Annotated in this window: 15 protein-coding genes; 3 read left to right on the top strand and 12 right to left on the bottom strand. The window is 71.3% G+C overall.

Annotation, left to right across the window (positions count from 1 at the left end; translation table 11 throughout):
* Positions 1-169: 169 nt before the first annotated feature.
* Complete coding sequence (locus KM933_RS21090) at positions 170-2047, top strand: ricin-type beta-trefoil lectin domain protein (protein ID WP_221354458.1); 1878 nt, start codon at positions 170-172, stop codon at positions 2045-2047.
* Positions 2048-2118: 71 nt separating this feature from the next.
* Here the strand turns inward: KM933_RS21090 and cimA are convergent, their stop codons facing one another.
* From cimA to KM933_RS21105, 3 genes are all read right to left on the bottom strand, one after another.
* Positions 2119-3723, bottom strand: a complete 1605-nt coding sequence (cimA, locus tag KM933_RS21095) for a citramalate synthase (protein WP_221354460.1) — start codon at positions 3721-3723, stop codon at positions 2119-2121.
* Positions 3724-4309: 586 nt separating this feature from the next.
* Positions 4310-5398 (bottom strand): branched-chain amino acid aminotransferase, encoded by a 1089-nt coding sequence (locus KM933_RS21100; RefSeq protein ID WP_221354462.1) that lies wholly within the window; start codon positions 5396-5398, stop codon positions 4310-4312.
* 273 nt (positions 5399-5671) lie between these two features.
* Positions 5672-6712, bottom strand: a complete 1041-nt coding sequence (locus tag KM933_RS21105) for a 3-isopropylmalate dehydrogenase (protein WP_221354464.1) — start codon at positions 6710-6712, stop codon at positions 5672-5674.
* A 164-nt stretch (positions 6713-6876) separates the two neighbouring features.
* On the opposite strand from KM933_RS21105, the gene KM933_RS21110 reads away from it, so the two are divergent.
* The gene (locus KM933_RS21110) at positions 6877-8463 is read left to right on the top strand and encodes a purple acid phosphatase family protein (RefSeq protein ID WP_221354466.1); all 1587 of its coding nucleotides are present in this window, start codon (positions 6877-6879) and stop codon (positions 8461-8463) included.
* Between the two features lie 36 nt (positions 8464-8499).
* On the opposite strand, the gene KM933_RS39525 is transcribed toward KM933_RS21110, so the two are convergent.
* The 3 genes from KM933_RS39525 to KM933_RS21120 all read right to left on the bottom strand — a co-directional run bounded on the left by KM933_RS39525 (position 8500) and on the right by KM933_RS21120 (position 11693).
* Complete coding sequence (locus tag KM933_RS39525) at positions 8500-8628, bottom strand: hypothetical protein (protein WP_260333910.1); 129 nt, start codon at positions 8626-8628, stop codon at positions 8500-8502.
* 442 nt (positions 8629-9070) lie between these two features.
* Complete coding sequence (gene pruA / locus KM933_RS21115; RefSeq protein WP_221354468.1) at positions 9071-10702, bottom strand: L-glutamate gamma-semialdehyde dehydrogenase; 1632 nt, start codon at positions 10700-10702, stop codon at positions 9071-9073.
* 64 nt (positions 10703-10766) lie between these two features.
* Positions 10767-11693: a proline dehydrogenase family protein gene (locus tag KM933_RS21120; RefSeq protein ID WP_221354470.1), complete on the bottom strand. Its 927-nt coding sequence runs from the start codon at positions 11691-11693 to the stop codon at positions 10767-10769.
* A 189-nt stretch (positions 11694-11882) separates the two neighbouring features.
* Here KM933_RS21120 and KM933_RS21125 point away from each other — a divergent pair, with 189 nt between their 5' ends.
* The gene (locus KM933_RS21125) at positions 11883-13118 is read left to right on the top strand and encodes a PucR family transcriptional regulator (protein WP_221354472.1); all 1236 of its coding nucleotides are present in this window, start codon (positions 11883-11885) and stop codon (positions 13116-13118) included.
* A gap of 199 nt (positions 13119-13317) precedes the next feature.
* Here the strand turns inward: KM933_RS21125 and KM933_RS21130 are convergent, their stop codons facing one another.
* The 6 genes from KM933_RS21130 to KM933_RS21155 all read right to left on the bottom strand — a co-directional run bounded on the left by KM933_RS21130 (position 13318) and on the right by KM933_RS21155 (position 23098).
* Positions 13318-13935 carry a TetR/AcrR family transcriptional regulator gene (locus KM933_RS21130; protein WP_221354474.1) on the bottom strand — a complete coding sequence of 206 codons (618 nt, stop codon included), beginning with the start codon at positions 13933-13935 and terminating at the stop codon, positions 13318-13320.
* A 533-nt stretch (positions 13936-14468) separates the two neighbouring features.
* Positions 14469-16058, bottom strand: a complete 1590-nt coding sequence (serA, locus tag KM933_RS21135) for a phosphoglycerate dehydrogenase (RefSeq protein ID WP_173894259.1) — start codon at positions 16056-16058, stop codon at positions 14469-14471.
* A gap of 291 nt (positions 16059-16349) precedes the next feature.
* A complete protein-coding gene (gene ilvC, locus KM933_RS21140) occupies positions 16350-17348 on the bottom strand; it encodes a ketol-acid reductoisomerase (RefSeq protein WP_173894258.1) in 999 nt (332 codons plus the stop codon).
* A 115-nt stretch (positions 17349-17463) separates the two neighbouring features.
* Positions 17464-17991, bottom strand: coding sequence for an acetolactate synthase small subunit (ilvN, locus tag KM933_RS21145; protein ID WP_221354476.1), 528 nt, complete (start codon positions 17989-17991; stop codon positions 17464-17466).
* A 25-nt stretch (positions 17992-18016) separates the two neighbouring features.
* Positions 18017-19873: an acetolactate synthase large subunit gene (locus tag KM933_RS21150; protein ID WP_221354478.1), complete on the bottom strand. Its 1857-nt coding sequence runs from the start codon at positions 19871-19873 to the stop codon at positions 18017-18019.
* Positions 19874-20113: 240 nt separating this feature from the next.
* Entirely contained in the window at positions 20114-23098 is a 2985-nt protein-coding gene (locus KM933_RS21155) for a putative bifunctional diguanylate cyclase/phosphodiesterase (protein WP_430727348.1), read from the bottom strand.
* Positions 23099-23124: the final 26 nt, after the last annotated feature.

Below are 23124 nucleotides of genomic sequence, written 5' to 3' on the forward strand. Positions count from 1 at the left end.
CGGGCCGTCAAGACTTCACACCAAAGCCGGTACAGACCGAACCCACGGCCGGAGCAGGGCGCTTGCCCGTTCGGGAACTGAACGCACACCCTCTTGACGTGGACACGGCGCCGTCATTTACTCACGCCTCGCACGCCCCCATCCCCCACCTCCAGAAGGGCGGCGCACCATGGGCACTCCCAGAAGGCCCCTCCGGGCGGCCCGGCTCCTCCTCGCCGGGCTGCTCACCACCGTCGGACTGAGCGCGGTCGGCGCCCCGCCCGCGCAGGCCGCGGGCGAGCAGGTCTCGGTCTGGCTCACCACGACGGACGACTCCGGCGGCCGGCACGTGGTGCGGGGTCTGCAGGCGCAGACGCCGTTCGCGTTCCAGGCCGGCAGCGGTGGCGGCGGCGAGAACATCACCGTGGACGAGAACACCCGCTACCAGACCTTCTCCGGCGGCGGCGCGTCGTTCACCGACACCGCGGCCTGGCTGATGGACGGCAGCGGCGCGCTCTCCCAGGCGACCCGCGACGCGACCATGCGCAAGCTGTTCTCCCCCACCGACGGCATCGGCCTGTCCTTCGTCCGCAACCCGATGGGCGGCTCCGACCTGGCGCGCTTCGGCTACACGTACGACGACGTGCCGGCCGGGCAGACCGACCCCGACCTCTCCGAGTTCTCGATCGCGCACGACCTCCAGGACGTGCTGCCGCTGACCCGGCAGGCCAGGCAGCTCAACCCCGCCCTCACGCTGGTGGCCTCGCCGTGGACCGCGCCCGCGTGGATGAAGGACAGCGGGCAGCTCGACGGCGGCTGGCTGAAGGCCGAGCACTACGGGACGTACGCGGACTACTTCGTGAAGTACCTCCAGGCATGGCGCGACCAGGGCGTCCCCGTCGACTACGTCACCGCCCAGAACGAGCCGACCTGCTGCGCCGGCTACCCCTCCATGAGCTGGAACGCCTCCGGCCTCGCGTACTTCACCAGGAACGAGCTGCTGCCCGGGCTCCAGGGCGCCGGGCTGGCCACGAAGGTGCTGGCCCACGACTGGAACTGGGACACCTACGACGCGTACGCGGCCCAGACCGTCGACGACGCGGCGGTGCGCGCGCACCCGAACTTCGGCGGGATCGCCTGGCACGGCTACGGCGGCGACGTCGCCAAGCAGAGTGCGGTGCACGACCGGTACCCGCAGCTGGACGCCTTCGGCACCGAGCACTCGGGCGGCACCTGGATCGCCCACCAGCAGCGCGAGGACATGAACAACATCATCGACTACACCCGCAACTGGGCGAAGTCGGTCACCAAGTGGTCGCTGGCCGTGGACCAGAACCGCGGCCCGCACAACGGCGGCTGCGGCACCTGCGACGGACTGGTCACCGTGCACAACGGGGACTCCCGGCACGGACAGGTCGACTACACGATCGAGTACTACACGATGGGCCACCTGACGAAGTTCGTCCGGCCCGGCGCGCACCGCATCGCCTCCACGGCGAGCTCGTCCGTGCCGAACGTGGCGTGGCGCAACCCGGACGGCTCGAAGGCGCTGATCGCGTACAACGACGCGGCCACGGCGAGGACCGTGACGGTCAACTGGGGCGCGCAGCACGCGACCTACTCGCTGCCCGGCCGGACGTCGGCCACCTTCACCTGGTCCGGCACGCAGTCGGGCGGCGGCGACCGGGCGGGGGCCCTCGTGGGGCTCGCGGGCAAGTGCCTGGACGTGGCGGGCGGCGCGTCGGCGAACGGCACGGCGGTGCAGCTGTACGACTGCAACGGTTCCGCGGCGCAGAGCTGGACGGTCGCGGCGGACGGGTCCGTGCGGGCGCTGGGGAAGTGCCTGGACGTCACGTCGGCGTCGGTGTCCGACGGGGCGAAGGTGCAGCTGTACGACTGCAACGGGTCGGGAGCGCAGCGGTGGTCGTACAACGCGTCCACCGGTGACGTGGTGAACACCGCGGCGGACAGATGCCTGGACGTGAGCGACAACTCGTCGGCGAACGGGGCGCGGGCGCAGATCTGGTCGTGCACGGGGGCCGCCAACCAGAAGTGGCAGCTGAGGTAGGGGTTCCTGTCCGGGGGCCGCGGCCCCGGCCCCCGGGCAGGGGACGCGGCCCCCGGACAGGGGTGCGCGGGCTACGCGGCCGGTTCGACGCCGGCCCGGAGGAGGCCGTACGTGTACGCGTCCTCCAGCGCCTGCCAGGACGCCGCGATCACGTTCTCGGCGACGCCGACCGTCGACCACTCCCCCGTACCGTCCGAGGTCGAGATGAGGACGCGCGTCGTGGACTGCGTCCCGTGCTTGCCCTCCAGGATGCGGACCTTGTAGTCGACCAGCTCCAGCCTGGCGAGCTGGGGGTAGATCTTCTCCAGGGCGACCCGCAGCGCCCGGTCCAGGGCGTTGACCGGCCCGTTCCCCTCCGCCGTGGCGACGATCCGCTCCCCCTTGGCGAAGAGCTTGACCGTGGCCTCGTTGGCGTGGCTGCCGTCGGGGCGGTCCTCGACGATGGCCCGCCACGACTCGACGTCGAAGTACCTGCGGGCCCTGCCCTCGGCCTCCTCCCGCAGGAGCAGCTCGAAGGAGGCGTCCGCGGCCTCGTACGTGTACCCGCGCAGCTCACGCTCCTTGACCCGCTCGACGACGCGGCCGATCAGCTCGCGGTCGCCGCCGAGGTCGACGCCGAGTTCCCGGCCCTTGAGCTCGATGGAGGCGCGGCCCGCCATGTCGGAGACGAGCATCCGCATGGTGTTGCCGACCTGCTCGGGGTCGATGTGCTGGTACAGGTCCGGGTCGACCTTGATGGCGGAGGCGTGCAGGCCGGCCTTGTGGGCGAAGGCCGAGACACCGACGTACGGCTGGTGCGTGGAGGGGGTCAGGTTCACGACCTCGGCGATGGCGTGCGAGATGCGGGTCATCTCCGACAGCGCGCCCGCGGGGAGGACCTTCTTGCCGTACTTGAGCTCCAGCGCGGCGACCACCGGGAAGAGGTTGGAGTTGCCGACGCGCTCGCCGTAGCCGTTCGCCGTGCACTGGACGTGGGTCGCGCCCGCGTCGACGGCGGCGAGGGTGTTGGCGACGGCGCAGCCGGTGTCGTCCTGGGCGTGGATGCCGAGGCGGGCCCCGGTGTCGGCGAGGACGGTGGCGACGACGGCCTGGACCTGGGCGGGCAGCATGCCGCCGTTGGTGTCGCACAGGACGACCACGTCGGCGCCCGCCCCGGCGGCGGCCCGGACGACGGCCTTCGCGTACTGCGGGTTCGCCCGGTAGCCGTCGAAGAAGTGCTCGCAGTCGACGAAGACGCGGCGGCCCTGCCCGCGGAGGTAGGAGACGGTGTCGCGGATCATCTCCAGGTTCTCGTCGAGCGTCGTGCGCAGCGCCAGCTCCACATGCCGGTCGTGGGACTTGGCGACGAGGGTGACGACGGGCGCGCCGGCCGCGACGAGTGCCTTGACCTGCGGGTCCTCGCTCGCCCTGCCGCCGGGCCTGCGGGTGGCCCCGAAGGCGACGAGCTGGGCGTGCCGGAAGTCGATCTCCTGCCGGGCACGGGCGAAGAACTCGGTGTCGCGGGGGTTGGCCCCCGGCCATCCGCCCTCGATGAAGCCCACGCCGAAGTCGTCCAGGTACCGTGCGATGGCCAGCTTGTCCGCGACGGTGAGGTTGATGCCCTCCCGCTGCGCGCCGTCGCGCAGGGTGGTGTCGAAGACGTGGAACGAATCGTCGAGCTCGCTGGTTTCGGTCATGGTCAAGGCTCCTGGGGATCGGATCTCGGTCGGTACCGGAATGACCGGTTCCACCGCCCTCACATGGTCCCGCGCGCTCTCGCCTCCGGCTGAGGGTGGGCCAGAAAAGCGAAAAACCCCTCGCGGGTGCGAGAGGTCTGCGCGCGGGTCGAGGACGACGGTGTCCACCCGTACCTGGTCGTACGTGGTGGTCACTGCGGACCGGCGCGCCTGCTGCCAATAATCATGGCGAACGAGAGCACGGAGGCAGTCTGGCACAGACCGCCTCCGCGCTCACCGTCCGTCTCAGGATGCGAGCACTCGGTTGATCACCGGGGGCGGCGGACGGGGCCGTCGGGGAGACTCCCGCCCCGTCGTCCGGTGCGGGCCCGCCGGCGGGACGGGGGCCACCGGGGCGCGCAGGCTGCGGAGGTGGGAGCGGGCGCCGGACGCCGTCCGCCGGAGCGTCGGGGCCGTCCGCCGGGGCGCCGGAGCGCCGGTACCGCCCGCGACCGGGAGGGCCGGTCGGCCGGCCGGCCCGATCGGGCGGGCGGCCGGTCGGCGGGGCGGGCCCCGCGTCCCGTGAGGGTGCGGGGGACCCGGGCCGTCAGCCCAGGTTGTGCATCCAGCCGTGCCCGTCGCGCGCGACGCCCCGCTGGATGTCCAGGAGCGCCTCGCGCAGCCTCATCGTGACCTCGCCGGGGCCGCCGTCGCCCTGCCGCCACTCGCCCGACGCGCTCTTCACCGTACCGACGGGGGTGATGACGGCCGCGGTGCCGCAGGCGAAGACCTCGGTGAGGCTGCCGTTCTCCGCGTCGCGCCTCCACTGCTCGCTGGAGACGCGGGCCTCCTCGGACCCGTACCCGAGGTCACGGGCGACCGTGAGGAGCGAGTCGCGGGTGACGCCCTCCAGGATGGAGCCGCTGAGGACGGGCGTGACGATCCGGTCCCCGTACACGAAGTACAGGTTCATGCCGCCCAGTTCCTCGACCCACCTGTGCTCGACGGCGTCGAGGTAGCAGACCTGGTCGCAGCCCTTCGCCGCGGCCTCGGCCTGCGCGAGCAGGGACGCGGCGTAGTTGCCGCCGGTCTTGGCGTCGCCCATGCCGCCGGGGACGGCGCGCACCCGGTCCTCGGAGAGCCAGATCGAGACGGGCTGCACCCCGCCGGGGAAGTAGGCCCCGGCGGGGGACGCGATGACGACGAAGAGGTACTCGTTCGCGGGCCGCACGCCCAGGCCGACCTCGGTGGCGATCATGAACGGGCGCAGGTAGAGCGACTCCTCGCCGCCGTGCGCCGGCACCCATGCCTCGTCCTGCCGGATCAGCGCGTCGCACGCCTCGACGAAGGTCTCGACGGGCAGCTCCGGCATGGCCAGGCGGCGGGCGGACGCCTGGAAGCGCAGGGCGTTGCGGTCCGGGCGGAACATGGCGACGGAACCGTCGGGCTGCCGGTACGCCTTCAGGCCCTCGAAGATCTCCTGTGCGTAGTGCAGGACGCTCGTCGCGGGGTCGAGGGAGAGCGGACCGTACGGCGTGAGCTGGCCGTCGTGCCAGCCGCGGCCCTCCGTCCACTTGATCGTCACCATGTGGTCGGTGAAATGGCGGCCGAATCCGGGACCGGCCAGGATCGTCTCGCGCTCCGCGTCGGACAGCGGGCTGGAGGAGGGCTTGAGCTCGATGGTGGGCGTCGTCATGAGTGGTCTGTCCTTCACCGGTTGTGTGTGACGGGCCGCGCTCACGCCTCCACAGCCAGTGGCCAGTGTTAGGACGTCCGAGCATTCCCTCATTCGGCGGCTCCGCGTTCGATTATCACGCGGGACGGACCGAATGGGACACCCCCCGTGCCGGGAGGGCCACGGGGGCGAAAAGGTGTGAATGCGGCCCAGGGATGATGGTGGCACCCGGCGAGGCGTACGAAAAGCCGCCGGGTGCGTGTGCGACCCGGCGGCTGGGGTGGTACCGGCGGGTCAGCCGGATACTCGGGCGGCGAGCGCGTCGCCGATCTCCTCGGTGGTACGGGGCGTCGTGCCGCGCTCCGCGAGGTCCGCGGAGACGGCGTCCTCGATCCGGGCGGCCTCGGTCTCGTGGCCGAGGTGGCGCAGCAGGAGGGCGACGGACAGCACGGTGGCGCTGGGGTCGGCCTTGCCCTGGCCCGCGATGTCCGGGGCCGAGCCGTGCACGGGCTCGAACATGGACGGGAACTCCCCGCTCGGGTTGATGTTGCCCGAGGCGGCCACGCCGATGCCGCCGGAGACGGCCGCCGCGAGGTCGGTGATGATGTCGCCGAAGAGGTTGTCGGTGACGATCACGTCGAAGCGCGCCGGGTCCGTGACGAGGTAGATCGTCGCGGCGTCCACGTGGATGTAGTCCGTGGTGACCTCGGGGAACTCCTCGGCCACCTTGCCGAAGACGTTGGTCCACAGGTGGCCCGCGAAGGTCAGCACGTTGTTCTTGTGGACCAGCGTGAGCTTCTTGCGCGGACGGGCCTGGGCACGGGCGAAGGCGTCGCGTACGACGCGCTCGACACCGAAGGCCGTGTTCACGGAGACCTCGGTGGCGACCTCGTGCGGGGTGCCCTTGCGGATGGTGCCGCCGTTGCCGGTGTACGGGCCCTCGGTGCCCTCGCGGACGACGACGAAGTCGATCTCCGGCTGGCCGGCGAGCGGGGTGGCGACCCCGGGGAGGAGCTTCGACGGGCGCAGGTTGACGTGGTGGTCGAAGGCGAAGCGGAGCTTCAGCAGGAAGCCGCGCTCCAGGACGCCGGACGGGACCGACGGGTCGCCGATCGCGCCGAGCAGGATCGCGTCGTGCTGCTTCAGGGCCTCCAGGTCGGCGTCGGTGAGGGTCTCACCGGTCGCGTGGTAACGCCGGGCGCCGAAGTCGAACTCCCTGGTCTCCAGCTTCACGTCCTGCGGAAGGACGGCCGAGAGCACCTTGAGGCCCTGGGCCACGACTTCCTGGCCGATGCCGTCACCGGGGATCACTGCGAGATCGATGCTGCGAGACATGTCGGCACCCTACCCCTCGTCCCACGGGATGACATGGGGCGTCCGCCATACGGACAGGAGCAGGAGGTGCCCGGGATGCGCCCGAGGCGCGTGGCACCGATCCGTCGGCCGCCGTTCACCCGTACGTACGGCGGTTGTCGGTGTTTGCTGGGAAGTTCCCAGTCATGGACACTCCCGACGTGGGCATCCCGCCACAGCTCGCACGCCGCATGAGCATGGCGGAGCAGTACGACTACCTGCGCACGAAGTTCTCCCGCCGCCGGGCCCTGGTGAGCGCGGGCGCGGTGGCCGGCGGGCTGCTGACCGGCTGTTCGGGACCGGGCACGGCCGCGGCGGGCCGTTCGGCCTCCCCGGCGTCCGCGTCGTCCTCCGCCACCCCGTCCGGCCCGACCGGGAAGGTGGACGGCGCGGTGGTCACCCCCTTCGGGCGCCATCTGGCCTTCGGGGCGGACCCGAGGACCCAGATGCGGATCTCCTGGCAGGTGCCGCTCGCGGTCGGGAAGCCGTACGTACGGGTGGGACTGGAGCCCGGGGAGCTGAGCCGCAGGATCGAGGCCGAGGTCCGCGACCTGCACACGCCCGGCGTCGAAGGCGTGCGGCTCGCCCTGGACCAGTACTACCTGCACGCGGCGCTGGACGGCCTGCGGCCCGGGACGACGTACTACTACGGCGTCGGCCACGAGGGCTTCGACCCGGCGTCGAGGGAGCGGCGCTCCACGGTCGGCTCGTTCACGACGGCTCCGGCCCGTGCGCGGACGTTCGTGTTCACCGCGTTCGGCGACCAGGGCGTCACCCCCGACGCGCTCGCCAACGACGAGCTGATCCTCGGCCGGGAGCCCGCCTTCCACCTGCACGCGGGTGACATCTGCTACGCGGACGTGACCGGCCACGGCAGGAAGACGGACATCTACGACCCCACGGCCTGGGACCTGTTCCTCAAGCAGACGGAGACGGTGGCGAGGACGGTTCCGTGGATGGTGACGACCGGCAACCACGACATGGAGGCCTGGTACTCGCCGAACGGCTACGGCGGTCAGTCGGCGCGCTTCACGCTCCCGGACAACGGCTTCGACGCGAGGAACGCCCCGGGCGTCTACTCGTTCACGTACGGCAACGTCGGGATCGTGGCGCTGGACGCGAACGACGTGTCGTACGAGATCCCCGCCAACAAGGGCTACTCGGGCGGCCGGCAGACGGCCTGGCTGGACAGGCGGCTCGGGGAGCTGCGCAAGGAGGTGGACTTCGTGGTGGTCTTCTTCCACCACTGCGCCTACTCGACGTCGACGCACGCCTCGGACGGGGGCGTACGGGACGCCTGGCTGCCGCTGTTCACCAAGCACCAGGTGGACCTGGTGATCAACGGCCACAACCACGTGTACGAGCGCACCGACGCCATCAGGGACGGCCGGGTGGGCAGGCGGGTCCCGGTCGGCGCGTCGACCGATCCGACGCGCGACGGGATCGTGTACGTCACCGCCGGCGGGGCGGGCAAGAGCCTGTACGGCTTCCCGCCGGGGGTGAAGGACAGCTACGAGGGGAAGGCCGCCGACCGGGAGTCCGTGGAGACCTACCACTGGACGAGGTCGAAGGACCGGAACCCGGACACCGTGGAGTGGTCGCGGGTGCGGTACACCGGCTACTCCTTCCTCTCGGTGGAGGCGGAGGCGGGCCCGGCTCCCCGGCTCAAGGTCTCGGCGCTCGCCCAGAACGGCAGGCGCATCGACCACTTCGAGGTGCGGCGCGGGGCGTGAGGCCCCGCGCCGCGACCCGGTCCGGCCCGACCCGGCTCAGTGGCCGGTCGAGCCGCCGTTGTCGCGGCGGTCGAGGGCGCGCTGGAGCGCGGCGGCGGCGTTCTTCCGGTCGGACTCGCCGGTACGGGAGACGTGGCGGACTCGGCGGACGGTCGTCTCGGCCATGATGAATCGACTCCTTGCCTCCGGCGGCGAACGCCGGAAGTGCGGTGAGGGATTACGAGACACCGGATGGGGCGGTGGGCGGTGCCGCAGGGGTTGCCTGCCAGGGGCTCCGGCTCACGACCGCCCTTCGCTGGGTCCAGCGAGACGTTCGGCTCCTTCAAAGCTAGGCGAGGACCGGGGATCTGTCTCCATGGTTAGTCGGACTTCCTACTATCTGAGACGGCACATCAGCCCTCACTGCTCTGAGCTGCCCTTTCCTGTTCCGGAAAAGCGGCCGCCCGGCCGGTGCGCCCCTCAGGGGCGCGGGGAACCGCGCGGCCGGCCACGGCGGACCCGCACCCGGCGGGCCGCATACGCGAACCGCCCCGCCCGGAAGGATGCTTCCGGACGGGGCGGGGCGACTCGGTGGTGGGACGCCGACCGCGCGGGACGCGGCGACGTCTCAGCCCATGTGCGGGTACGGGTAGTCGGTCGGCGGGACCAGCGTCTCCTTGATGGCGCGGGTCAGCGTCCAGCGCATCAGGTTCTGCGGGGCGCCCGCCTTGTCGTTCGTGCCCGACGCGCGGCCGCCGCCGAAGGGCTGCTGGCCGACGACGGCACCGGTCGACTTGTCGTTGATGTAGAAGTTGCCCGCGGCGTAGCGCAGCTTCTCCATCGTGTACGCGGCGGCCGCGCGGTCGCCCGCGATGACCGAGCCGGTGAGCGCGTAGTCCGACGCCGACTCCATCTGGGTCAGCATCTCGTCGTACTTCTCGTCCTCGTAGACGTACACGGCGAGGATCGGGCCGAAGTACTCCGTCGTGAAGACCTCGTTGGCCGGGTCGGTGCACTCGACGACGGTCGGGCGCACGAACCAGCCCACCGAGTCGTCGTACGTGCCGCCCGCGACGATCGTGCAGGCCGGGTCCGCGGCGGCCCGGTCGATCGCGGCCCTGTTCTTGGCGAAGGACCGCTCGTCGATGACGGCGCCGATGAAGTTCGACAGGTCGGTGACGTCACCCATGGTGATGCCGTCCACCTCGGCCGCGAACTCCTCCTTGAAGCCGGAGTTCCAGATGGAGGCCGGGATGTAGGCCCGCGAGGAGGCGCTGCACTTCTGGCCCTGGTACTCGAAGGAGCCGCGGGTCAGGGCCGTCTTCAGGATGGCGCGGTCGGCGCTCGGGTGCGCGACGACGAAGTCCTTGCCGCCGGTCTCGCCGACCATGCGGGGGTAGGTGCGGTACTTCTCGATGTTGTTGCCGACCGTCTTCCACAGGTACTGGAAGGTCTTGGTCGAGCCGGTGAAGTGGACGCCGGCGAGGTCGCGGTGTTCGAGGGCGACCTCCGAGACCTCCAGGCCGTCGCCGGTGACGAGGTTGATGACGCCCTTGGGCAGACCGGCCTCCTCCAGGAGCTGCATCAGCAGCACGGCGGCGTGGGTCTGCGTCGGGGACGGCTTCCAGACGACGACGTTGCCCATGAGCGCCGGAGCGGTGGGCAGGTTGCCCGCGATGGCCGTGAAGTTGAACGGCGTGATCGCATAGACGAAGCCTTCGAGCGGGCGGTGGTCCAGGCGGTTCCAGACGCCGGGCGCGTTCGCCGGCGGCTGCTCGGCGAGCAGGTCACGGGCGTACTTGACGTTGAAGCGCCAGAAGTCGACGAGCTCGCAGGGACAGTCGATCTCGGCCTGCTGGGCGGTCTTGGACTGGCCCAGCATGGTGGACGCGGCGAGGGTCTCACGCCACGGTCCGGCCAGCAGCTCGGCGGCGCGCAGGATGATCGCGGCCCGGTCGTCGAAGGACATGGCGCGCCAGGCGGGCGCGGCGGCGAGGGCCGCGTCGATCGCGTCCTGGGCGTCCTGCCGGGTGGCGTTGCGCAGGGTGCCGAGGACGGCCTTGTGGTTGTGCGGCTGTACCACCTGGAACGGCTCGCCGCCGCCCATCCGCCTCTCGCCGCCGATGGTCATCGGCAGGTCGACCGGGTTCTCGGCGAGCTCCTTGAGCTTCGCCTCCAGACGGGCGCGCTCGGGCGAGCCGGGGGCGTAGCCGTGCACCGGCTCGTTGACGGGGGTGGGGACCTGGGTCACAGCGTCCATGGTTTCCGTAACTCCTTAGTGAGCGGGTGTGTCGGGGCTCGCGCCCGGTGCCGGTGTCCGGGGCTCAGTCCCTGGTGAGGACCGAGCGGGCGAAGAAGAGCAGGTTGGCCGGCTTCTCCGCGAGGCGGCGCATGAAGTAGCCGTACCAGTCGGTGCCGTAGGCGGTGTAGACCCGCATGCGGTGGCCCTCGGCGGCGAGCCGCAGGTGCTCGTCGCTGCGGATGCCGTACAGCATCTGGAACTCGTACTCGTCCACCTTGCGCCCGGCGCGCCGTCCCAGCTCCTGCGCGATGGAGATCAGACGCGGGTCGTGCGATCCGATCATCGGGTACCCGTCGCCCTCCATCAGGATGCGCAGGACACGGACGTACGCCTTGTCGATCTCCGCCTTCCGCTGGTACGCGACCTCGGCGGGCTCCTTGTAGGCGCCCTTCACGAGCCGTACGCGGCTGCCGTTCGCGGCGAGGCGGCGGGCGTCGGCCTCGGTGCGGAAGAGGTAGGACTGGATGACGCAGCCGGTCTCCGGGAAGTCCTTCCGGAGCTCGTCGTGGATGGCGAACATCGAGTCGAGGGTGGTGTGGTCCTCGGCGTCGAGCGTGACGGTGGTGCCGATGGCGGCGGCGGCCTCGACGACGGGCCGCACGTTGGCCAGGGCGAGCTCGTGCCCGCCCGCCAGGGCCTGCCCGAACATGGACAGCTTCACGGACATCTCGGCGCGGGTCCCGAGGTCCAGCTCCGCGAGACGGCCGATCAGCTCCAGATAGGCGTCACGGGCGGCCGCGGCCTGCTCGGGAGTGGTGATGTCCTCGCCGACCACGTCCATGGTCAGCTCCAGGCCCCTGGCGGTGAGCTCCCGGACGATCGGTACGACCTGGTCGACGCTCTCGCCCGGGATGAAGCGGTCGACGACCGGCTTGGTCACCGGGGCGGCCGAGATCAGACGACGCATCCGGTCGCTGCGCGAGGCGGCGAGAATCACGGGACCCAGCACGGGACACCTCCACAACAAGGCCGACGGAAGCCGTGTCCGCCCCGGCGGGGCCGTTCGGACACGGCACGGAGAACCACCGTGAAACCTAGTTTTCGCTCCGGCCGGCCGCCATCGACAGCTGTCACGCATCCGCGCGCCGGATCTCAGACAGATGTATGAAGGGCCGGGGAATTGAGGGAGAATGCCCAGGTGACACCGGAACACAGGGGCGACTACCAGGAGCTGGTCGACGAGGTCTCGGAGCTGCTGGGCGCCCCGGCGACCCTGGAGAACCGCGGCTTCGAGCTGATCGCCTTCGCCGCGTACGACAGCGAGGGCGAGCTGGACGCGTCCGCGCTGGACCCCGTGCGGGCCCGCTCGATCCTGACGCGCCGCTCCACGGCGGCGGTCCGGGAGTGGTTCGAGGGCTTCGGCATCACCCGGGCGACGGGACCGGTGCGCATCCCTCCCACCCCGGAGGCGGGGGTCCACCGGGGCCGGATCTGCCTGCCGGTACGCCACCGGGGGGTGGTCCTCGGCTACGTCTGGCTCCTGGCCGACGACCCGGGCCCCACCGAGCGGCAGCTCGCGGCGGCCATGGAGGTGACCCCGCGGATCGGCGCGCTGCTCGCGGACGAGGCCCAGACGGGGGCGGACCTGAGCCGCGAGCTCCGGGCCGTCCTCACGGCCGGCAGCGGCTGGCAGCACGAGCTGGCCGCGACGGAACTCCGTACGGCGCTCGGCCCGCGCGGCGAGGGCCCGCTGGCGCTGGTCTGCGTGGCCCCGTGGCCGTCGCCGGACCCCGACGAGGCTCCTTCCGTCCGCACGATCCCGGGCGCCACCGCCCTGTGTGCGCTTCCCTGGGACCCGGACGGCCGGAGTCTGGCCCTCCTGGTCCGGCTGCGCTCCCCGGAGGTCCTCGCCCCGGTGACGACGGCCGCTTCGCGTCTGCTGGAGAGGGCGGAGGAGGTGCGAAGGGCCGCCCGGCCCGGACCGGCCGCTGCGGACCCCGCCACGCCCGGGGCCACGGTGTGCGGGATCGCGACGCCCCGCACCGGTCTCGGCGATCTCGGCGCCGCCTGGCGGGAGGCATCGGCGGCGGCCCGTGCGGCGCTGGCCGAGCCACGGCTGGGCCCGGTCGCGCACTGGTCGTCGATCGGCCCGTACCGCCTGCTGACGACGCTGCCGCCGGCCGCCGCCGACGACCCGGTCGTACGGCCGCTGCTCACCCCCGCCCACCGCGAACTCGCCCGCACCGCCGAGGCGTACCTCGACTGCGCGGGCCAGGCGGGCCGCACCGCGGCCGGACTGGGCATCCACCGCCAGACCCTCTACTACCGCCTGTCCCGGGTCGAGCGACTCACCGGCCTGGACCTGGACGACGGCGAGGCGCGCCTGCTGCTGCACATGGCGCTGAAGGCGCAACGCATCCAGCAGCGCGGCTGATCCAGCAGCGCGGCTGATCCAGCAGCGCGGCTGATCCAGCAGCGCGGCTGATCCAGCAGCGCGGCCGGGGGACGCACGCGGTACGACGGGGGCGCGACGGGGACGGGCGAGGCCGGATCCCGGCTGACGTCCGTCGGCGCCACCGCCGCCGCCGTGGTGGGCCGGACACGCGGTGACCGGACATGCTGCGGTCGGACCGTCAGGACGGCTCCCCCGCCGCCGCCGGCCCGGGCACCTTCCCGCCCGATGCCTCGACGACCCGCCGCAGCCCTTCGGTGAGTTCGTCGGCGCGGGTCGCGGTACCGGGGTCGAAGGTCCACTGCGCGATGAGCCCCATCATCAGGGTCATGTAGAACTTGCCGAGGGTGTCGACGTCGTCCTCCGGGACGTCCTCCTCCAGGCCGCCCATCAGCATGGGGATGACACCGCGCGCGGCTTCGCGCTGGGCCTTCGCCAGGTGGTCGCGCACCTCGGGCAGCTCGTCGCCCATGGCGATGATCTCCATGCTGAGGTGCCACGGCGAGCCGGGTGTGCGCATGGTCCGGATGACGTTCCGCCAGACGTCGTGGAACCTCTCCAGCGAGCCCGGTTCGGTACCGGCCGGAGGGTGCCCCCCGTCCTCGAAGGTGTCGGAGACCGCCTCGACGAGGGCGATGTACGCCTGTGCGAGCAACGCGTCCTTGGAGCCGTAGTGGTAGCCGATCGACGCGAGGTTCGTCCCCGACTCCCTGACGATGTCACGCGCGGTCGTCCGCACGAAACCCTTCTCCAGCAGGCAGCGCTTGGCGCCTTCGAGCAGATCCTCGCGGTGTCCCATGCGGGTCAGCGTAGCGCTGCGACAGAGATCTGTTCCAGACGAATGTTCTATACGGTCGTAATATACAACCGTGTAACGCGTCTGTGCAGTCCGCGACATGACGCATCCCCTGAGCCCGACGGGCCCGAGCACCCACTCCCGGCCGGCGCAGGCTCCTCCTCGTCGGCGTCGTGACGCCGACGCCGTCCACCCTGGCGATGGTCCGCACCCTCTTCACCGATCCCGGCGAGCGCTCCGGAGCGATCGGCCTGTGGTCCGCGGTGATGAGGAGTCCCGGGATCCCTCCTGCTGGGCGGGGCGGCCCTGACCGTACCGACGCCACGCCGGGTACGGGTCGGCGCCACGGAGCACCTCGCTCCCGCCCTCGCACCTCTGCTGCGCGGTTTCCCGCGCCCTGGGTACCCAGGGCGCGGGAAACCGCGCGACCAGCCCTCCCCACCGAAGCCGCGGACGGAATCCCGGGGGCGGGGTCTGAGGGCGGAGGTCCGGGGGCGGAGGTCTGAGGGCGGCAGCCCTCAGTGGTTCGGGCAGCCTCAGACCAGGTTGACCGAACGCGCCTGCGTCGCGCCGATCTCGTCCGCCAGCTCCGTCAGCACCGGCTGCGGAACCGTGTCGTCCACCGTCAGGACGGCCAGTGCCTCGCCGCCCACGTCCGCGCGGGCGACCTGCATACCGGCGATGTTGATGCCGGCCTCGCCGAGGATCCGGCCGAGCGTGCCGACCACGCCGGGGCGGTCGGTGTAGTTGAGGACGACCATGTGGTCGGCGAGCGCCAGGTCCACGTCGTACTCGCCCACGGCGACGATCTTCTGGTGGTTCTTGGGGCCGGCGAGCGTGCCGGACACCGAGACCTCCTGGCCGTCGCCCAGGGTGCCGCGCACGGTGACCACGTTCCGGTGGTCCGGCGACTCGGAGCTCGTGGTCAGCCGCACCTCGACACCGCGCTCCTGCGCGAACAGCGGGGCGTTGACGTACGACACGGTCTCGTCGACGACGTCCTCGAACACGCCCTTGAGCGCGGAGAGTTCGAGCACCTTGACGTCGTGCTGGGTGATCTCGCCGTACACCTCGACGTCGAGGCGGACCGCGACCTCCCCCGCGAGCGCGGTGAAGATGCGCCCGAGCCGCTCGGCGAGCGGCAGACCCGGCTTGACGTCCTCGGCGATGACGCCGCCCTGCACGTTCACCGCGTCCGGGACCAGCTCGCCGGCGAGGGCGAGGCGCACCGAGCGGGCGACGGCGATACCGGCCTTCTCCTGCGCCTCGTCCGTGGAGGCGCCGAGGTGCGGGGTGCAGACGACCTGGTCGAGCTCGAAGAGCGGGGAGTCCGTGCAGGGCTCCTTCGCGTACACGTCGAGGCCGGCGCCGGCGACGCGGCCCTCCTTGAGCGCCGAGTACAACGCGGCCTCGTCGACGATCCCGCCGCGCGCGGCGTTGACGATCCGCACCGACGGCTTGACCTTGTGCAGCGCGTCGTCGCCGATGAGGCCGAGGGTCTCGGGCGTCTTCGGCAGGTGGACGGTGATGAAGTCGCTGACTTCGAGCAGCTCGTCCAGCGAGAGGACCTTGACGCCCATCTGCGCGGCCCGCGCGGGCTGTACGTAGGGGTCGTAGGCGACGACCTTCATGCCGAAGGCCGACATGCGCTGGGCGACGAGCGCGCCGATGCGGCCCAGGCCGACGACGCCGAGGGTCTTCTCCGCGAGTTCGACGCCCGTGTACTTGCTGCGCTTCCACTCGCCGTTCTTCAGGGCCGTGTTGGCCTGCGGAATGTGGCGCGCGGTGGCGAGGAGCAGACCGCAGGCCAGCTCGGCGGCGGTCACGATGTTCGAGGTGGGGGCGTTGACGACCATCACGCCGGCCTTGGTGGCGGCGGCGACGTCGACGTTGTCCAGGCCGACGCCGGCTCGTGCGACGACCTTCAGCTTCCTCGCCGCGGCGACGGCCTCGGCGTCGACCTTCGTCGCGGAACGGATCAGGATGGCGTCGACGTCGGCGACGGCGGGCAGCAGCTCGGCGCGGTCCGCGCCGTTGCAGTGCCGGATCTCGAAGTCCGGGCCCAGGGCGTCGACGGTCGCGGGCGACAGCTCTTCAGCGATGAGTACGACAGGTTTCGAGCTCACGTGAGTCCTCACAAGTCCATTGCGGACGGCCGTCCCGACGGCCGCAGGCGGTGGAGGGTTGCCGCGTTGAGAGACGCACGACGCTGTGGGCCCGACGCGTATTGGTTGAGCAGTCTAGTGGTCGCGCGCCGTGTTCACGCGCCTCCGCAGAAGGATCACCCGCACGTGCGGACTTCGGCCCCTCCGGTGGTCGAGGGGCGGGATCCGGGGCAGAGCCCCTGACGGCACCTCGGGCGGACAGGCGCGGCCGCGGCACCGGGACGTCCCGGCACCGCGGCCGAACCGGCGGAGTCACTCGTCGTCGTTGACCCACGACATGAGCTTGCGCAGCTCCTTGCCCGTGGTCTCCAGGAGGTGGTTCTCGTCCTGGGTCTTGTACTCGTTGTACTTCTTCAGACCGCCGTGGTACTCGTCCATCCACGCCTGCGCGAAGGTGCCGTCCTGGATCTCGGCGAGGACCTTCTTCATCTCGGCCTTGGTGGCGTCCGTGATGATCCGCGGGCCGGTGACGTAGTCGCCCCACTCGGCGGTCTCCGAGATGGACCAGCGCATCTTCTCCAGGCCGCCCTCGTACATGAGGTCGACGATGAGCTTCAGCTCGTGCAGGCACTCGAAGTACGCGATCTCCGGCTGGTAACCGGCCTCGGTCAGCGTCTCGAAGCCCGCCTTGACCAGCGCGGCCGTACCGCCGCAGAGGACTGCCTGCTCACCGAACAGGTCGGTCTCGGTCTCCTCGGTGAAGGTCGTCTTGATCACGCCGGCGCGGGTGCCGCCGATGCCCTTGGCGTACGAGAGCGCCAGCGCGAAGCCGTTGCCGGTGGCGTCCTGCTCGACGGCCGCGATACACGGGACGCCGCGGCCCTCCTCGTACTGGCGGCGGACCAGGTGGCCCGGGCCCTTGGGGGCGACCATGCAGACGTCGACGCCGGCCGGGGGCTTGATGAAGCCGAAGCGGATGTTCAGGCCGTGGCCGAAGAACAGCGCGTCGCCGTCCTTCAGGTTGTCCTTGACGGACTCCTCGTAGACCTGGGCCTGGATCGGGTCCGGGACCAGGATCATGATGACGTCGGCCTCGGCGGCGGCCTCCGAGGGGGTCACCACGCGCAGGCCCTGCTCCTCGGCCTTGGCCTTGGACTTGGAGCCCTCGTGCAGACCGACCCGGACGTCGACACCCGAGTCACGGAGCGACAGCGCGTGGGCGTGGCCCTGGCTGCCGTAACCGATGACCGCGACCTTGCGGCCCTGGATGATGGACAGGTCGGCGTCAGCGTCGTAGAACAGCTCGGCCACTTTGGGTTCTCTCCTTGGTGTGCAGGTGTTGCTCCCCACCGTATGCCGGTGGGGTGGGGGCAGGTTCCGGGGTCTCGGAATGCGGGCGTACGAATCCCGCGTGGGCGTACGGGGCCTACGCGGAGCGGTCCAGTGCGCGCAGCGACCGGTCGGTGATGGAGCGGGAGCCGCGGCCGACGGCGATCGTGCCGGACTGGACGAGTTCCTTGATGCCGAACGGCTCCAGCATCTTGAGCATGGCCTCCAGCTTGTCGCTGGCGCCGGTGGCCTCGACGGTGACGGCCTCCGGGGAGACGTCGACGGTCTTGGCGCGGAAGAGCTGGACGATCTCGACGATCTGGGAGCGCGTCTCGTTGTCGGCGCGCACCTTCACCAGGACGAGTTCGCGCTGGACGGCCGCGCCCGGCTCCAGTTCGACGATCTTCAGGACGTTGACGAGCTTGTTGAGCTGCTTCGTGACCTGTTCGAGCGGGAGCTCCTCGATCACGTTCACCACGATGGTGATGCGGGAGATGTCGGTGTGCTCGGTGACACCGACCGCCAGCGAGTCGATGTTGAAGCCGCGGCGGGAGAAGAGGGCGGTGATCCGGGCGAGGACACCGGGCTTGTTCTCCACCAGGACGGAGAGCGTGTGCTTGGACATGGTCTGCTTCCTTTACCTACGGCTCTCAGTCGTCTTCGCCGTCGCCGAAGTCGGGGCGGACGTCCCGGGCGGCCAGGATCGTGTCGTTGGAGGTGCCGGCGGGGACCATCGGCCACACCATGGCGTCCTCGTGGACGATGAAGTCGATGACGACGGGGCGGTCGTTGATCGCGTTCGCCTCTTCGATGACCTTGTCGAGGTCGTCCGGCGACTCGCAGCGGATCGCGTGGCAGCCCATGGCCTCCGACAGCTTCACGAAGTCGGGGACGCGGGTGCCGGCACTCGGCTGCTTGCCGTCCGCGTCGGGGCCGGAGTGCAGCACGGTGTTGGAGTAGCGCTGGTTGTAGAAGAGGGTCTGCCACTGGCGGACCATCCCGAGGGCGCCGTTGTTGATGATGGCGACCTTGATCGGGATGTTGTTCAGGGCGCAGGTGGTGAGCTCCTGGTTGGTCATCTGGAAGCAGCCGTCGCCGTCGATCGCCCAGACCGTGCGGTCCGGCGCGCCGGCCTTGGCGCCCATCGCGGCGGGCACCGCGTAGCCCATGGTCCCGGCGCCCCCGGAGTTCAGCCAGGTCGCGGGCTGCTCGTACTGGATGTAGTGCGCGGACCACATCTGGTGCTGGCCGACGCCCGCGGCGAAGATCGTGCCCTCGGGCGCGAGCTGCCCGATGCGCTCGATGACCTGCTGCGGGGAGAGCGAGCCGTCCGTGGGCTGCTCGTAGCCGAGCGGGTACGTCTCACGCCAGCGGTCGAGGTCCTTCCACCAGGCGGTGCAGTCCCCGGTGCGGCCCTCGCTGTGCTCCTTCTGCACGGCCTGGACCAGATCGGCGATGACCTCGCGGGCGTCTCCGACGATCGGCACGTCGGCGGCGCGGTTCTTGCCGATCTCGGCCGGGTCGATGTCGGCGTGGACGACCTTCGCGTGCGGGGCGAAGCTGTCCAGCTTGCCGGTGACGCGGTCGTCGAAGCGGGCTCCGAGGGCGACGATCAGGTCGGCCTTCTGCAGCGCGGTGACGGCGGTGACCGAACCGTGCATGCCCGGCATCCCCACGTGCAGCGGGTGGCTGTCGGGGAACGCGCCGAGCGCCATCAGGGTGGTGGTGACGGGCGCTCCGGTGAGTTCGGCGAGGACCTTCAGCTCGGCGGTGGCGCCGGCCTTGATGACGCCGCCGCCGACGTAGAGGACGGGGCGCCTGGCCTGCGTGATCAGCCGGGCCGCCTCGCGGATCTGCTTGGCGTGCGGCTTGGTGACCGGGCGGTAGCCGGGCAGGTCCTGGACGGGCGGCCACTGGAACGTGGTCCGCGCCTGGAGGGCGTCCTTGGCGATGTCGACCAGGACCGGTCCCGGGCGGCCGGTGGAGGCGATGTGGAAGGCCTCCGCGATCGTCCGCGGGATGTCCTCGGCCTTGGTCACCAGGAAGTTGTGCTTGGTGATCGGCATGGTGATGCCGACGATGTCCGCCTCCTGGAAGGCGTCCGTGCCGATCGCCTTGGAGGCGACCTGACCGGTGATCGCGACCACCGGCACGGAGTCCATGTGCGCGTCGGCGATCGGGGTGACCAGGTTGGTGGCGCCGGGGCCGCTGGTCGCCATGCAGACGCCGACCCTGCCGGTGGCCTGGGCGTAACCGGTGGCCGCGTGACCCGCACCCTGCTCGTGGCGGACGAGCACGTGCCGCACCCGCTTGGAGTCCATCAGCGGGTCGTAGGCCGGAAGGATCGCACCGCCGGGAATGCCGAATACCGTCTCGGCCCCGACCTCCTCGAGGGAGCGGATGAGGGACTGCGCTCCCGTCACCTGCTCAGGGGCGGACTGCTGTCCTCCGGAACGGGGCCGCGGCTGCGGGTGATGGGCCCCGGTGGCCTGCTCGGTCATCGGCATTCTCTTCTCGATGCTGAGGGTTTTTGCGCGTTTTGCGCGGTGTGCGGTTACTGGTCGACAGGCACTCGTGCAACAAAAAACCCCTCGTGCCGTGAGGCAGGCGAGGGGAGCGCGTCGGGTGCGGTCACCGGGGGGTCCGGATCATCCGATCCGGCGCATCCCAGCTCAGCCGACGCGCTTTCCAAGTACGAGAATTCGGGTGCGCATGGCACAGACCCTCTCCCTGGCGCACTGTGCGTGTCAAGCGGGTGGGACGGGAGTCTCATCATGTGAGCGCAGAGCGGTCCCGGTTCCGTAGCCTCCCGAGGCCGCCCCCGCCGCGTAGGCGCTGGCGCCCCCGCCCGCGTAGACGCCGCTGCCGCTTCCCACGAAGACGGGCTCGATGGGACCGTGCGGCACGGAGTGGCCGCCGGACGCCAGGGCGCGGCGCAGCCGGTACTCGTCCAGCGGCCCGGAGAAGGCCAGGCCCTGCCCGTGGGTGCACCCCATCGACCGCAGGGCGACGACCTGTTCGGGCAGGTCCACCCCCTCGGCCACGGACTGCAGCCCCAGGTCGTTCGCGATCCGCAGCAGCCCACTGGTGATCTTGTGGAGCCGGGCGGACTCGACGACCCCCTCGACCAGACCGCGGTCCAGTTTCAGTACGTCCAGGGGCAGCCGGCGCAGCGCGGTGACGCCGGCCCAGCCGCTGCCGAAGCCGTCGAGGGCGATCCGGACGCCCAGCCGCCTGAGCGCCTTCAGCCGGCGCTCCAGCTCGTCCAGGGACACCTTGGGGTCGGTTTCGGCCAGTTCGACGATCAGGCCGCCCGAGGGCAGTCCGTACCGCGTCAGCAGGGCCTCCACGGAGCTGAGGGGCATGGAGCGGTCGAGCAGTCTGCGGGCGGTCATCCGGACGGCGACGGGCACGGCGTGCCCGGTGGCGGTGCGCTCGGCGGCCTGTTCGACGGCCTCCTCCAGCATCCAGCGGCCGAGCTCGGCGCTGCGCTCGCCGTCCTCGGCCACGCGCAGGAACTCGTCGGGGGTGAAGAGCACCCCTTGGGCCGAGCGCCAGCGCGCCTGCGCGGTCACCGCCGTGATGCGGCCGGTCTGCAGGGAGACCACGGGCTGGTGCAGCAGCGTGAACTCGCCGTCGTGCAGGGCGGCGCGCAGCCGGGTGGCCAGCTCCGCCTTCCGTACGACGTCCTGCTGCATCTGGGGCGCGTACAGCTCGACACGGCCCTTGCCCGCCGCCTTGGCGCGGTACATCGCCAGGTCGGCGTTGCGCAGCAGTTCCCCCGCGCCGAGGCCCGGCTCGGAGAAGGACACGCCGATGGAGGCGGCGACCCGGACATCGTTGCCGTCGATGCGGTACGGCTGCGAGAGGGTCGTACGGAGCCGGTCGGCGAGTTCGAAGATGTGGCGCTCGCGCGCGGCGCGGTCGCGGGAGCCGTCGCCGACGATCAGGGCCGCGAACTCGTCGCCGCCTAGCCGGGAGGCGGTGTCCCCCTTGCGGACCGCGTCCTGGAGTCTGCGGGCGGCCTGCACGAGGAGCTCGTCGCCGGCCTGGTGGCCGATCGTGTCGTTGACCGCCTTGAAACCGTCCAGGTCGATGAAGAGGACGGCGGTGCCGTGGTCGGAGGAGCGCCGGCCGGACAGCGCCTGGCCGACGCGCTTGGTGAACAGGGCCCGGTTGGGCAGGTCGGTGAGCGGGTCGTGCTCGGCGTTGTGCTGCAGCTGGGCCTGGAGGCGGACCCGCTCGGTCACGTCGCGGCTGTTGAGGATGAGGTTGCCGTGGTGCCGCTTGACGGTCGACTCGACGTTGAGCCAGCCTCCCCCGGCTCCGTTCGAGCGGGAGGTGCCCCCGCCGCCGGACCGGAAGCGGCACTCGATGCGGGTGGTGGGTTCCTCGGCGGGGCTGGCGGAGAGGAAGCGGCGCAGCTCGTGCACCACGCAGTCCAGGTCCTCCGGATGGATCAGCGAGGCGAGTTCGGACCCGACCAGTTCCTCGGCGGGGCGTCCGTAGACCCCGGCGGCGGCCGGGCTGACGTACCGGAGGATGCCGTTCGGGGCGGCGATCATGATGACGTCGCTGGAGCCCTGCACCAGGGAGCGGAAGTGGTTCTCCTTCTGGGCCAGTTCCTGGGTGAGCGTGATGTTGTCGAGGAGCATGATGCCCTGGCGCACGACGAGGGCGAGCACGACCGTCCCGCCGGTGACGAGCACCACGCGGTCGACGCTGCGGCCGTTGAGCACGTTGTAGAGGATCCCCAGCGTGCAGACGGCGGCGGCCAGGTAGGGCGTGAGTGCCGCCAGCGAGCTGGTGAGGGGCCGGCTGGCCGGATACCGACTGTGGCCTCCTTCCTGGAGGGGCACGTGTGCCGGTTGTCCCTGCCGGGGCCCGGGCACGTAGCCGTGCACCACGCGCGTGCGCCCTTCTTCTTCCGTGGGTCCGTTTCGGTGCCCCATCCAGGGGGCGTAGGCGAGCAGCAGCGAGCCGGCGAACCAGCCGGCGTCGAGCAGCTGCCCGGAGCGGTAGTCGTCGTGCAGCAGCGGCGAGGTGAACAGGGCGTCGCACACCACCGTGAGGGCCAGCGCCCCGATCGCGGTGTTCACCGCGGAGCGGTTCACCGCCGAGCGCTTGAAGTGCAGTGCGAGCACCATGCTGACGAGGGCGATGTCCAGCAGCGGATAGGCGAGCGACAGCGCGGTGTGGGGGACGCCCGGCCCCTCCGCCTTCGCCGCCTGGGCGAGTGCGAGGCTCCAGGAGAGCGTGAGCAGCGAGCCGCCGATCAGCCACGCGTCGAGTCCCAGGCAGACCCAGCCGGCCCTGCTCACGGGCCGTTTGGCGAGGACGAGCAGTCCCACGATGGCGGGCGGCGCGAAGCACAGGAAGAACAGGTCGGCGTAGCTCGGGTTGGGCACCGGGACACCCAGGACGACCTCGTACCAGCCCCAGACGAAGTTGCCCGCGGCGGCCATCGCGGAGGAGAGCGAGAAGAGCAGCCACGCGGGTCGAAAGCGGCTGCGCCGGGTGCGGGCGCAGAGGAAGCAGGAGACGGCCGCGGTGGCGGCGGCGGCGCTCAGACCGAAGTCGCCCATGATCAGGGCGAGTTCGGGTGAGCCCCAGCCCAGCGCGGCGCCGGCGGCGTACCCCGCGCACATCAGGACGAGGACGAGCTGCGGGACGGCGCCCGCCCTGCCCGTGGCGACCGACCCGCGGGCCGACAGTACCCCCGGGGTGCTCACTGCTTTTCCCCGGTCCGAGCCGCCCC

Source organism: Streptomyces beigongshangae (assembly GCF_019710745.1).
In the GTDB taxonomy this organism is placed as follows: domain Bacteria; phylum Actinomycetota; class Actinomycetes; order Streptomycetales; family Streptomycetaceae; genus Streptomyces; species Streptomyces beigongshangae.

What these genes read in the sequence shown, in the direction of transcription:
- KM933_RS21090 (WP_221354458.1), top strand. Translation starts at nt 170, where the DNA reads ATGGGCACTCCCAGAAGGCCCCTCCGGGCGGCCCGGCTCCTCCTCGCC.
- cimA (WP_221354460.1), bottom strand. Translation starts at nt 3,723, where the DNA reads ATGACCGAAACCAGCGAGCTCGACGATTCGTTCCACGTCTTCGACACC.
- KM933_RS21100 (WP_221354462.1), bottom strand. Translation starts at nt 5,398, where the DNA reads ATGACGACGCCCACCATCGAGCTCAAGCCCTCCTCCAGCCCGCTGTCC.
- KM933_RS21105 (WP_221354464.1), bottom strand. Translation starts at nt 6,712, where the DNA reads ATGTCTCGCAGCATCGATCTCGCAGTGATCCCCGGTGACGGCATCGGC.
- KM933_RS21110 (WP_221354466.1), top strand. Translation starts at nt 6,877, where the DNA reads ATGGACACTCCCGACGTGGGCATCCCGCCACAGCTCGCACGCCGCATG.
- KM933_RS39525 (WP_260333910.1), bottom strand. Translation starts at nt 8,628, where the DNA reads ATGGCCGAGACGACCGTCCGCCGAGTCCGCCACGTCTCCCGTACCGGC.
- pruA (WP_221354468.1), bottom strand. Translation starts at nt 10,702, where the DNA reads ATGGACGCTGTGACCCAGGTCCCCACCCCCGTCAACGAGCCGGTGCAC.
- KM933_RS21130 (WP_221354474.1), bottom strand. Translation starts at nt 13,935, where the DNA reads ATGGGACACCGCGAGGATCTGCTCGAAGGCGCCAAGCGCTGCCTGCTG.
- ilvN (WP_221354476.1), bottom strand. Translation starts at nt 17,991, where the DNA reads ATGTCCAAGCACACGCTCTCCGTCCTGGTGGAGAACAAGCCCGGTGTC.
- KM933_RS21150 (WP_221354478.1), bottom strand. Translation starts at nt 19,873, where the DNA reads ATGCCGATGACCGAGCAGGCCACCGGGGCCCATCACCCGCAGCCGCGG.